This is a genomic window from Alitibacter langaaensis DSM 22999, from assembly GCF_003096995.1.
In the GTDB taxonomy this organism is placed as follows: Bacteria; Pseudomonadota; Gammaproteobacteria; order Enterobacterales; family Pasteurellaceae; genus Exercitatus; species Exercitatus langaaensis.
Genome location: NZ_QENU01000002.1, coordinates 171,559 through 183,514, shown reverse-complemented (window position 1 = coordinate 183,514; position 11,956 = coordinate 171,559). Strand labels below are relative to the sequence as shown.

Below are 11,956 nucleotides of genomic sequence, written 5' to 3'. Positions count from 1 at the left end.
TTATGCTTAAAAAAAGAAGAATGCATTTAAAAAATGCGCATCATTTAAAATTATCCCGCGCGCAACGTACACATCGTCTAAAACTTTTGCGCCGTCATAAAAATAAAATTGCAGAGCGTAAATCTCTTCACTTTTTCTTTCTTGAAAATGTATAAATTTTTGACCGCACTTAACCCAAAAGTGCGGTCTATTTTTATGCAATTTTTACTTGTTTTTACTCGCCATTTCGGTATAATCTGCACCTTGCAGTCACATCAATTTTCGTTCCTTGCTTCCGCAGATTAGTGACTGGATCTACAGTCGGAGGCTGATTAACCCGTAAGGATCAACAATGCGTCACTACGAAATCGTTTTTATGGTTCATCCGGACCAAAGCGAACAAGTACCAGGTATGATTGAACGTTATACAGGTTCTGTAAAAGAAGCTGGCGGTCAAATTCATCGCCTAGAAGATTGGGGTCGTCGCCAATTAGCATACCCAATCAACAAATTACATAAAGCACATTATGTGCTTATGAATGTAGAAGCGCCTCAAAGTGTAATCGACGAGCTAGAAACAACATTCCGTTACAACGATGCAATTCTTCGTAACGTAGTAATTCGTACTAAGCACGCCGTAACAGAAGCGTCCCCAATGGCTAAAGCAAAAGATGAAAAAAAACCTGCTGTAGCTGAAGTTGAAACCAACGATTTTGAGGATGCTGAAGAATAATTTGAAAATTGATAATCGTTTGTCGTTAATAGGGTTAGTTACTAGCCAACCGAAACAAACGAAAAGCCCTAGTGGTATCACGCATTGCCGATTTTTATTAGAACATCGTTCTGAACAAAACGAAGCAGGATTAAGCCGTCAAGCTTGGTGCAAAATGCCGATACAACTCAGTGGCAATCAATTTACCCAAACTATTCAAAGCATTACGGTCGGCAAGAAACTTTTGGTGGTGGGATTTATTAGCTCACACAAAACCGCAAACGGTTTAAGCCAATTAGTATTACATGCTGAAAATATCGAATTCTTAGATTAGGAGACTAGCCAAATGGCACGTTATTTCCGTCGTCGCAAGTTCTGCCGTTTCACAGCGGAAAACGTAGTTGAGATCGATTACAAAGACATCGCTACATTAAAGAACTACATTACAGAGAGCGGCAAAATTGTTCCAAGCCGTATTACCGGTACTCGTGCGAAGTATCAACGTCAATTAGCTCGTGCAATCAAACGTGCGCGTTACTTAGCGTTACTTCCATACACTGACAATCATCAGTAATTAAGGAGATACGGTAATGCAAGTTATTTTATTAGATAAAATTGCTCACCTCGGTCAAGTTGGTGATCAAGTTAATGTTAAATCAGGTTTCGCACGTAACTTCTTAATCCCACAAGGTAAAGCAGTTATGGCAACTAAAGCTAACATTGAATTCTTCGAAGCGCGTCGTGCTGAATATGAAGCAAAAGCCGCTGCAGAATTAGCAGAAGCTCAAGCTCGTGCAGCGAAAATTACTGCATTAGAATCGGTCACTATCGTTTCTAAAGCTGGTGATGAAGGTCGTTTATTCGGTTCAATCACCACTCGTGACGTTGCTGAAGCAGTTACGGCTGCTGGTGTTGAAGTAAGCAAATCAGAAGTTCGTTTATCAACTGGTCCATTACGTACCACTGGTGATCACGAAGTTCGTTTCCAACTTCACGGCGAAGTATTCGCAGCATTAAACGTTATTGTTGTTGCAGAATAATTTATCTGAACAAAGATATCAGAAAACTCAGCTTAGGCTGGGTTTTTTATTGTCTGGAAATTTTTTACACGCAAAGTAAATGCTCAAAAATAACCGAAAAAAAGACCGCACTTTTTAGTAAAGTGCGGTCGATTTTTAACTAATTTTATTAATGCGTGCTGGTACTGGTTGTTGTACGGTTTGCACGTTTACGATCATTTTCGGTCAGTAATTTTTTACGTACACGAATTGATACTGGTGTGACTTCAACTAATTCGTCATCATCAATAAATTCAATGGCTTGCTCTAATGTTAACTTCACAGGTGTTGTTAACTGAATCGCATCATCTTTACCTGATGCACGCATATTGGTTAGCTTTTTACCTTGTAAACAGTTTACCGTTAAGTCATTTGAGCGGCTATGGATACCGATGATTTGACCTTCGTACACTTCGACACCATGATCAATCATCAATTTACCACGTTCTTGTAAACCCCATAATGCATAAGCTAGCGCTTTACCAGTTGCATTTGAGATCAACACGCCATTTTTACGTTGACCGATTTCACCTGGTTTCACATCACCGTAGTGGCTGAATGTAGAGTAAAGTAAACCTGTACCAGAAGTCATGGTCATAAATTCATTACGGAAACCGATTAAACCACGGCTTGGGATAACATATTCTAAACGAGTACGCCCTTTACCGTCTGGGATCATATCTTTCACTTCACCTTTACGGATCCCCAATGCTTCCATAACAGAACCTTGGTGCTGTTCTTCAATATCAATCGTCACTTGCTCAAATGGCTCTTGTTTTTTACCATCGATTTCACGGAAGATAACTTTAGGACGTGATACCGCTAATTCATAGCCTTCGCGGCGCATATTTTCAATTAACACGGATAAATGCAATTCACCACGCCCAGAAACACGGAACTCATCTGGGTTTGCGGTTTCTTCTACACGCAAGGCAACATTGTGAACAAGCTCTTTATTCAAGCGCTCCAAAATCTGACGAGAAGTCACATATTTACCTTCTTTACCACAGAATGGCGAGGTATTAACACAGAAGAACATGGTTACAGTTGGTTCATCAACAGTTAAAGCAGGTAAGGCTTCTACTGCATTAATATCACAAATGGTATCTGAGATATTTAATTCGCCCATTCCTGTAATCGCAACAATATCCCCTGCAAAGGCTTCATCGGTTTCATAACGTTGCAAACCAAGGTGGCCTAATACTTGTCCAATACGTCCTTGACGGGTTTTGCCTTCAGAATCGATTAGAGTTACGGCTTGGTTTGGTTTCACTGAACCGCGTTTAATACGTCCGATACCAATCACACCTACATAATTATTGTAATCAAGTTGCGAAATTTGCATTTGGAATGGCGCACCTAGTTCCACTGCAGGCGGCGCGACATGTTCTACAATTGCTTCAAATAATGGTGTCATATCTGTCGCAAGATCTGCGTAATCTAAGCCTGCGACACCATTGAGTGCTGAGGCATAAACAATTGGGAAATCTAATTGCTCATCGGTTGCGCCAAGATTTACAAATAAATCGAAAACTTGGTCAACCACCCAATCAGGGCGCGCGCCAGGACGGTCAACTTTATTAATCACCACAATCGGTTTTAAACCGTGGGCAAAGGCTTTTTGTGTCACAAAGCGAGTTTGTGGCATAGGGCCATCAAAGGCATCCACCACTAATAACACAGAATCAACCATAGAAAGAACACGCTCTACTTCACCACCGAAATCCGCGTGTCCTGGAGTATCGACGATGTTAATACGATAGTCATTCCAGTTAATCGCTGTATTTTTTGCTAAAATTGTAATACCACGTTCTTTTTCAAGATCATTTGAGTCCATTACACGCTCATCTGAATCGCCGTTACGCGCGGCTTCAAGCGTGCCTGATTGTTGTAAAAGTTTGTCAACGAGGGTAGTTTTACCATGGTCAACGTGCGCAATAATTGCGATGTTACGCAATTTATTAATATCTAAATCTGCCATTTGAGCTGTCTTAATTATATGTTCTATAAGGAAATTATCATTTCTTTCACCGCACTTAATTCTATACTGCAGAGAAAGGTCGGAAATTATACAACTTTTTCCGCCATTGAGCTATGAAAAATCCTGAAATTACCCGTTTTTTTGACCGCACTTTTGCTGGCAGAAAGAAAATACACCTTAATCAGAATTTATTATTCAATGATATTTGCTTTAAGCCCAATATATGGTATTTTTAGCGCAACTTCCTCTTTACTCGAAGCAAATAAACAAAATATCTCACAGGAGTTTTTATCATGGCTAACGCAGCAATTGAACGCGTGTTCAAACTCATTGAAGAAAACGACATTAAGTTCGCGCTTCTTCGTTTCACGGACATTAAAAGCAAAGAACATGCGGTTTCCTTACCCGTCAGTGCAATTGACGAAGATTTATTCGAGGATGGCAAAATGTTTGACGGCTCATCAGTCGAAGGTTGGAAAGCCATTAATAAAGCCGATATGTTATTAATGCCAATGCCAGAAACCGCCGTTGTTGACCCTTTCGCTCAAATCCCTACCCTTTCAATTCGCTGTAGCATCTACGACCCAAACACCATGCAATCCTATGATAGAGACCCTCGTTCAATTGCAATGCGTGCCGAAGATTATATGCGTTCAACAGGCTTTGCAGACAGTGCTTTCTTTGGTCCAGAACCTGAGTTTTTCTTATTCGATGACGTGCGTTTCAGCACAGCGATGAACAATGTTTCATTTAAAATTGATGATGTTGAAGCGGCATGGAATACCAATCGTAAATTTGAAGAAGGTAATAATGCCTACCGTCCATTAGTGAAAGGTGGCTATTGTGCGGTTGCACCAAATGACAGCGCCCACGATATTCGTTCAGAAATGTGCTTATTAATGGAAGAAATGGGGCTCGTGATTGAAGCGCATCACCACGAAGTTGCCACTGCAGGTCAAAATGAAATTGCGACAAAATTCAATAGCTTAACCCTAAAAGCGGACGAAACCCAAATCTATAAATATATCGTTCAAAATGTCGCAGCAGAACATGGCAAAACTGCGTGCTTTATGCCAAAACCATTCGCAGGCGATAACGGCTCTGGTATGCACTGTAATATGTCATTAAGCAAAGACGGCAAAAATATCTTCCAAGGCGATAAATATGCGGGTCTTTCAGAAACCGCACTTTATTACATTGGCGGTATCATCAAACACGCCAAAGCATTGAATGCATTTACCAACCCGTCAACCAACTCTTACAAACGTTTAGTTCCAGGGTTTGAAGCACCTGTATTATTAGCTTACTCTGCAAGTAACCGTTCTGCGTCAATTCGTATTCCTGCGGTCACAAATCCGAAAGCCATTCGTATTGAAGCACGTTTCCCAGATCCATCAGCAAACCCATACTTATGTTTTGCGGCGTTGTTAATGGCGGGGCTTGACGGTGTGGTGAACAAAATCCACCCTGGCGATGCAATGGATAAAAACTTATACGATTTACCGCCTGAAGAATTAAAAGAAATTCCAGCGGTATCAAGCTCGTTAGAAGAAGCATTAAACTCACTAGAGCAAGATTTTGAGTTCTTAACAAAAGGTAATGTATTCAGCAAAGATTTCATTGATACCTTTATCACACTCAAACGCAAAGAAGTGGCGCGTGTTAATATGACACCGCACCCAGTAGAATATGAATTGTACTATGCTTAATAACTAGTCTTAATCATAACTAGGCTTAATCACAATAAAAGCGAACAATTGATTATTCCATTATAACGCGACTCAAGTGCGGTCAAAATTTCTCAAGTTTTGACCGCACTTTTTTATCTTCTTTATCTTCTCCTTGAGCAGCACTCCCCCATTCTAAGTAAAATTTCATTTTCATAAAAAAACACTTTAAATCTTGAGTAAAAAGCTATACTATTTGCGCATTAAATCCTACACATTTAGTAGGTTTATTGATATTTATTATTATTTCTAAAAACAATTGGAGTGATTTATGTACTGCGTTCAATGTGAACAAACTATGGTAACCCCTGTGGGTAACGGTTGTAGTTTCGGTCAAGGTATGTGTGGTAAAACTGCAGAAACCTCAGACTTACAAGATTTATTAATCGCCTGCTTACACAGTCTTTCTGCGTGGGCATTAAAAGCCCGTGAATACGGCATTATCAACCACGATGCGGACAACTTTGCCCCGCGTGCCTTTTTCGCAACCTTAACTAATGTGAACTTTGACTCAAATCGTATCGTTGGCTATGCACAACAAGCGATCATCTATCGTAACGCTTTAATCAAAGCCGTCAGCGAATTTGAGCCAAACCCAAGCTTAGACCACCCATTAGCGAATATTGAGCTAAAAGGCATTTCTATTGATCAACTTGCTGAACAAGCAAAAGAATTTGCTTTAGATACTGACCGAGCAGAAATCGGCGAAGAAGCTCACGGCGTGCGTTTATTAGCGCTTTATGGCTTGAAAGGGGCTGCTGCTTATTTAGAACACGCTTATATCTTGGGCAAATACGACAACGATTTATATGTGGAATACCACGGCTTTATGTCTTGGTTAGGCACAAAACCAAGTGATTTAAACGAATTGCTCGAAAAATCGTTGGCTATCGGTTCTATGAACTTTAAAGTGATGGCAATGCTAGACGCAGGTGAAACCGAAGCATTCGGCAACCCAGTGCCAGCAACTGTTAACATTCGTCCAGTAAAAGGCAAATGTATCCTCATTTCAGGTCACGATTTAAAAGACTTAAAAGAGTTATTAGAGCAAACCGAAGGCAAAGGCATCAATGTTTATACGCACGGTGAAATGCTACCAGCGCACGGCTATCCTGAATTGAAAAAATACAAACATTTAGTGGGTAACTATGGTTCGGGCTGGCAAAATCAGCAAAAAGAATTTGCTCGTTTCCCGGGTGCAATCGTGATGACATCAAACTGTTTAATCGATCCAAATGTGGGTGATTATGCAGACCGTATTTTCACTTGTAACATCGTGGGCTGGCCAGGCGTTATGCATTTAGAAAAACACAACTTTGCCCCAGTTATTGAAAAAGCATTAGAATGTGACGGCTTCCCATACACAGAATTAGAGCACTACATCACCGTGGGCTTCGGTCGCAAAACCTTAGTTGATGCCTCTGATGCAGTGATCGATTTAGTGAAAGCAGGCAAATTAAGCCACGTATTCGTAATCGGCGGTTGTGACGGTGATAAAGAAGAACGCCACTACTATACAGATTTAGCCTACGCCTTACCAAAAGATACAGCAGTTCTCACGCTTGGTTGCGGTAAATACCGTTTTAACAAATTAGACTTCGGCACAATTGACGGCGGCTTACCGCGTTTATTAGATGCTGGTCAATGTAACGACACCTATTCTGCTATTATGTTAGCAATCACGCTTTCACAAAAATTAGGTATCGGCTTAAATGAATTGCCACTTTCAATCGTACTTTCTTGGTTCGAGCAAAAAGCGATTATCGTGTTATTAACGCTCTTGGCACTTGGCGTGAAAAATGTTTACTCAGGTCCAAGCAAACCAGCGTTCTTAAACGACAATGTGATGAAATTATTACACGAAAAATTTGGTTTAAGCGGTTTAACTACCCCTGAACAAGATTTCGGTCATATCATCAATAAATAATCGACAAATAAAAAGTGCGGTCAAAATTTGCAAAATTTTATTATTTTGACCGCCTGAAACGAATTCAAGAAAGCAGTGGTCGGGGAAAAACCGACCATAAAGAGGAACAACAAAATGGCAAATACCAATAAAAACCCTTTATGTATTAATGAATTACAGGTTTATTCAATTGTACAAGAAGCCCCGCACGTCAAAACAATTAACTTTATTGCGCAAGACTTCTATCCATACCAACCTGGTCAATATGCATTAGTTAGCATCAAAAATACACCACATATTACCCGCGCTTATTCACTCTCTTCAACACCAGGCGAAAGCCGTTTTGTTTCTATTACCGTGCGAGAAATTGAAGGCGGTGTGGGTTCAACTTGGTTGAATAATGAAGTGAAAGTGGGCGATCAAGTGTGGTTTTCTAACCCAATGGGTGAGTTTTCTTGCCAACATGTGCTAGCCAATAATTACTTATTAGTGGGCGCTGGCAGTGGCGTAACGCCAATTATGTCGATGGCACGTTGGTTATTGGTTAATCGTCCAGAAACAAACGTCACCGTTATTCATAGCGTGCATTCACCAGAGGATGTGATTTTTAAAGCCGAATGGGCTGAATTAAAAGCGAACTATCCTCGCCTTAATTTAGTGTTTAATGCCTCTGTCGATGCGACTGAAGGTTTTGCGAACGGTCGAATTTCTGCAGAAATCGTCCAAAATGCGGTGCCAAATCTGAAAGATTACACGGTGATGACTTGTGGTCCTGAAGCGTATATGGCGGCGTTAAAAGATATCGTGATGGGATTAGGCGTGACCGAAGATCGTTTCTTTACCGAAGCTTTCTTCAATACTGCATTAGCGGGCGAAATTAGCTCAGATAAGAAAACCACATTAACCATTAACAGCGCAAAACAAATCACCGCGGAAGTTCCAGTTGGTATGACATTGTTAGCGGCATTAGAAGCGCAAGAACAGCCTGTTGTTTCTGGCTGTCGCACGGGTTTATGCGGTTTATGTAAAACCAAAGTTACTGGCGGCGAATATGAAGTGGTTCACACAGGCGATTTAACTGAAGAAGAAATCGCTCAAGGTTATGTGCTCGCCTGCAGCTGCCGCGTGAAAGAAAACGTATCAGTCACGCTTTAAAGCTCAAAAGCTAAATTCGTAAAAGCAACAAGAGCGGTAAAATTTTGTAAATTTTGACCGCACTTTTTATTTGCTTGATTTTTACTAAATGATGTAAATTCACTAACTAGGGTTAAATGATTAAGCAAGCAATTTTTAACGCCAAGGTGCAATTCCATTTATTTCATTGCCCATAAAAAAACGCACCCAACGGTGCGTGTTTAACAAGTTTCAAGACTTAGAACGGTGGCAAGCCTAATACTTTTCGCCCATTGACGCTGGCGATATTCACCATTTCATCTAAATTCGGGAAGCGGCAACCTGCGGCAAGCAAGCTGAGTTCCTGCCATAAATCGCCCTCACATAAGGGCACCATATAATCACAGATATTATCCGTGCCTAACGCCACAGTAATTCCTTCTGGAATCATTTCATCAGCTGGCGTTAATGCATTATGGAACGGCATTAATTCTTCTTTACGATTACTGTCAATCCATGCCATTGGGCAGGCGATCATCATCATCTGCGCGCGGCGCATTTTTTCATACAAGGCATAACGATATTCTTTGGAATGCGCACCGATAGAAATACCATGAATGGCAACAACACGCCCTTCCATTCCATGTTCAATGGTTTTATCACAAAGCTGTTCCGTTTCTTTTTCTTTTGGCGTGTTGAATTGATCCACATGAACATGACACATAATACCAAGGGATTTGGCTTTATCGAGCAAAATATCCATTGCTTCTAAACCGCGTCCATAATCCAATTCATCACGATATGGCAACCCGCCAATGATATCCACCATTTCAGAGCCGATATCGAACCATTTTTTAGCCGTCGGTTCAATCACGCCTTTCAACGTTTGGTTAGCAAATTTTAGGGCTATATCACTTTTATACACTTCACGCGCTTTGTGCGCTGCAATAATGGCGCGGTCTTCACACACGGGATCAATATCCACAAAAGTCCCAAAGGCGGTGACTCCTTGTGAGATCATTAATTCAATGGCTTGGCAAAAGCGGGCGTAATAATCTTCTACTGTTGAAGTGCGTTTGACTTCATCCACCAAATCCCATTTTTGTTGAAGATTGCTGTTATGGTAAATGCTAATTTTTTCAGGTGTCATGGTGAATGCACGGTCGGCGTGCGCGTGCGCGTTGACCCAGCCACCTTTTTTAATAATTTCGTCTCTAATAAAGGTTTTAAAGCTACGAACATGATTCTTCATATATTACTCCGTAATTGGTGAAATAAATGAGATTAGCGGATAGACAGATGGGACTATGAAAAAGATTTGGCTTGGAATGTTATAAAAAATTCGCAGATTTTTCATTAATAACATTGTCGTCTAGTCTCGATGCACTGTAAGTACTAGGCGCGTAGTATAATCGTACGCGCTTTATTTTTCAATAAAAGATCCACTTTGATTAAACACATCTAAAAATAATCCCAATGGTGGACGATCAGATGCTTGTTTTTCATAAGTGCGGTCAAATTTTTGATAATTTCCTTTGCGATCAATATGATATTGCGTGCCATTTGCAGTGATAATCGCAAACCAACGGTAATTCGCCGCTAATACCCAATTTCGACTTTGGGTAAAATCAAACAAATTATGCCCTTGGCTGTAATCAGAATCTGGATTTTGCACCCAAAACAAGTGATACATTAATGCTGGCAAGATATCTACATGGCTTGAAAGTTTATCTTCTTTCCCCGACGCTAATTCTCGCCACGCCACAATCATCGGCACCTGCACTTGTTCATCACTAAAATTATTGATGACATCTTGCTCACTAGCTTGGAACACATAACCATGTTCCGCAGTGATCACAACCGCGGTATTATCCAATTGCTGGCTTTCATTCAGTTGAGTGAAAATTTTCGCTAATTGCTCGTCTAATTTTGCCAATTGCGTCTGATAGAGCGCTTGTTCATCGGCTAAATTATCGATTTTCTGAGCATGCATAAGATCGCTAAGATCTAAATTTAAATAAGAGAACCAAGGTTTTGTTTCATCACGTTTTAGATACCAATCTTGCCAATTTTTGACCGCACTTTCGTTGCTCGGTTGAATGCGTTTAGATGTTGGCAGCTTCATTCCATTAAACAGCGCTTGCTCAAACAGCGTATCTTTAAAATTCGTTGCCGAGAACAAACCAAATTGGTAATGATCTTGCTTCAATTTTTCGATTAAGACTGACGGCGTTTTATGATTCAACAAACTGTCGGTGTAATTCGCATTCAAGCCATAAAACAAGCCAGTAAGCCCAGTATTATTAGTGTTACCGCTACTATAATGATGAGTAAATTGCGTTGCATTCTGCGCAAACTGATGCAAATTCGGCATATTTTGCAACGCATCGGCTCGCAAACCTGACACGGTAATAATCAGTAAATTCGCTTTTTCTGTATTCGAGGTTGCAAAAGTGAGCGGATGTTTTGGATAAATAATAGCAGGGGCCTCAGGGCGCCCTTCTTGCTCAAGGGTAGAATTGTATTCTTCTATATCCAAGAAACCATGTTTTTCTAAAAACGAGCGGGCGGTCATTGGATAAGATAATGGGAAATTGGATTTCTGCATGGTAATCGGACGATAAATATAAGCATCCGCCCAAGCATAAATTAAGTGCGTTGCCACAAACAAGCAAGTGAATAATACGCCAACACCGCGAAACCACTTTTGCCGTTCAAGGCTGCGTAATTTATACCACGCCCAACGGGAAAATAGCATTTGCACCAACAACATCAATGGCATTGGCACAAAGAAAATTTGCCAATCTCGTGAGAGCTCGCCGTTTTCTGGATTAACGAGTAAATTCCACACCACAGAAGATAAATGAAAATTGAAACGCACAAAAACTTCGGTATCCACCAGCAATAACGTGGTTGAAATCGTGGCGATAATCACTGAAACACCACGGAAAGTGCGTTCATTTTTGATGATAAAACTGAGTGGGAAAACCACTAAAAGATAGAGTGCAAAGCCGACAAAGCTGAAATGCCCCAGCAAGCTAATAAAGAAATAGAGTTTACCAAAAAAAGTTTCAGGCCAATCAATAATAAAGGCATAGCGTGAACCGATTAAAATTGCCCACAGAATATTGAAAAACGCAAACCAATGCCCCCATGAAATTTTCATGGACGTTTGTTCGCGATATTGCATTCCAAAAGTCTGTTTGCTTTTTTTAAACCAAAACATCGTGTTCTCGCTAAGACTTGAGATTATTTGACGGAATTCATCAGCGCATCAGAAAATGCTTTAGCCAAAGCCTGTTGCTGATTTTTACCCACGCTAGAAGTGAGCAAATTTGTCACCATATTGCCTAACACAACGAGCGATAAATCTACGGGAGCTTGGTGTTTTTCAAGCACGGCAATCATATCATTTAAAATTGCATCTACTTGTTTATCTTGAAATTTTGAATTACTTGCCATCTAATGATTTTCAGTGAA

12 protein-coding genes are annotated in these 11,956 nt (G+C 40.5%); 8 read left to right on the top strand and 4 right to left on the bottom strand.

From position 1 onward, the window contains the following. Positions 1-2: 2 nt before the first annotated feature. From C8D76_RS09950 to rplI, 5 genes are all read left to right on the top strand, one after another. A complete protein-coding gene (locus tag C8D76_RS09950) occupies positions 3-155 on the top strand; it encodes a hypothetical protein (RefSeq protein ID WP_207774987.1) in 153 nt (50 codons plus the stop codon). A 176-nt stretch (positions 156-331) separates the two neighbouring features. Further along, a complete protein-coding gene (gene rpsF / locus C8D76_RS02585; protein ID WP_116631262.1) occupies positions 332-712 on the top strand; it encodes a 30S ribosomal protein S6 in 381 nt (126 codons plus the stop codon). Further along, complete coding sequence (gene priB / locus C8D76_RS02580; RefSeq protein ID WP_116631261.1) at positions 699-1,025, top strand: primosomal replication protein N; 327 nt, start codon at positions 699-701, stop codon at positions 1,023-1,025. Before rpsF ends, priB begins: the two co-directional genes overlap by 14 nt. Positions 1,026-1,037: 12 nt before the next feature. Then, on the top strand, positions 1,038-1,265 hold the full coding sequence (rpsR, locus tag C8D76_RS02575; protein ID WP_005759927.1) for a 30S ribosomal protein S18: 228 nt from the start codon (positions 1,038-1,040) through the stop codon (positions 1,263-1,265). 16 nt (positions 1,266-1,281) lie between these two features. Next, positions 1,282-1,731 carry a 50S ribosomal protein L9 gene (gene rplI, locus C8D76_RS02570; RefSeq protein WP_116631260.1) on the top strand — a complete coding sequence of 150 codons (450 nt, stop codon included), beginning with the start codon at positions 1,282-1,284 and terminating at the stop codon, positions 1,729-1,731. Positions 1,732-1,879: 148 nt separating this feature from the next. Here the strand turns inward: rplI and typA are convergent, their stop codons facing one another. Continuing rightward, a complete protein-coding gene (typA, locus tag C8D76_RS02565) occupies positions 1,880-3,730 on the bottom strand; it encodes a translational GTPase TypA (RefSeq protein WP_116631259.1) in 1,851 nt (616 codons plus the stop codon). A 293-nt stretch (positions 3,731-4,023) separates the two neighbouring features. On the opposite strand from typA, the gene glnA reads away from it, so the two are divergent. The 3 genes from glnA (at position 4,024) to hcr (ending at position 8,518) form a co-directional block, all read left to right on the top strand. Beyond that, on the top strand, positions 4,024-5,439 hold the full coding sequence (gene glnA, locus C8D76_RS02560) for a type I glutamate--ammonia ligase (RefSeq protein WP_116631258.1): 1,416 nt from the start codon (positions 4,024-4,026) through the stop codon (positions 5,437-5,439). Positions 5,440-5,728: 289 nt separating this feature from the next. Next, a complete protein-coding gene (gene hcp / locus C8D76_RS02555) occupies positions 5,729-7,384 on the top strand; it encodes a hydroxylamine reductase (protein WP_116631257.1) in 1,656 nt (551 codons plus the stop codon). Between the two features lie 114 nt (positions 7,385-7,498). Further along, complete coding sequence (hcr, locus tag C8D76_RS02550) at positions 7,499-8,518, top strand: NADH oxidoreductase (protein ID WP_116631256.1); 1,020 nt, start codon at positions 7,499-7,501, stop codon at positions 8,516-8,518. Positions 8,519-8,735: 217 nt separating this feature from the next. Here hcr and C8D76_RS02545 read toward each other — a convergent pair whose 3' ends face one another. The 3 genes from C8D76_RS02545 to C8D76_RS02535 all read right to left on the bottom strand — a co-directional run bounded on the left by C8D76_RS02545 (position 8,736) and on the right by C8D76_RS02535 (position 11,938). Then, positions 8,736-9,728: an amidohydrolase family protein gene (locus C8D76_RS02545; RefSeq protein WP_116631255.1), complete on the bottom strand. Its 993-nt coding sequence runs from the start codon at positions 9,726-9,728 to the stop codon at positions 8,736-8,738. Between the two features lie 171 nt (positions 9,729-9,899). After that, positions 9,900-11,702, bottom strand: coding sequence for a DUF3413 domain-containing protein (locus tag C8D76_RS02540; protein WP_116631254.1), 1,803 nt, complete (start codon positions 11,700-11,702; stop codon positions 9,900-9,902). A gap of 23 nt (positions 11,703-11,725) precedes the next feature. Further along, positions 11,726-11,938, bottom strand: coding sequence for a YejL family protein (locus C8D76_RS02535; RefSeq protein WP_116631253.1), 213 nt, complete (start codon positions 11,936-11,938; stop codon positions 11,726-11,728). Positions 11,939-11,956: the final 18 nt, after the last annotated feature.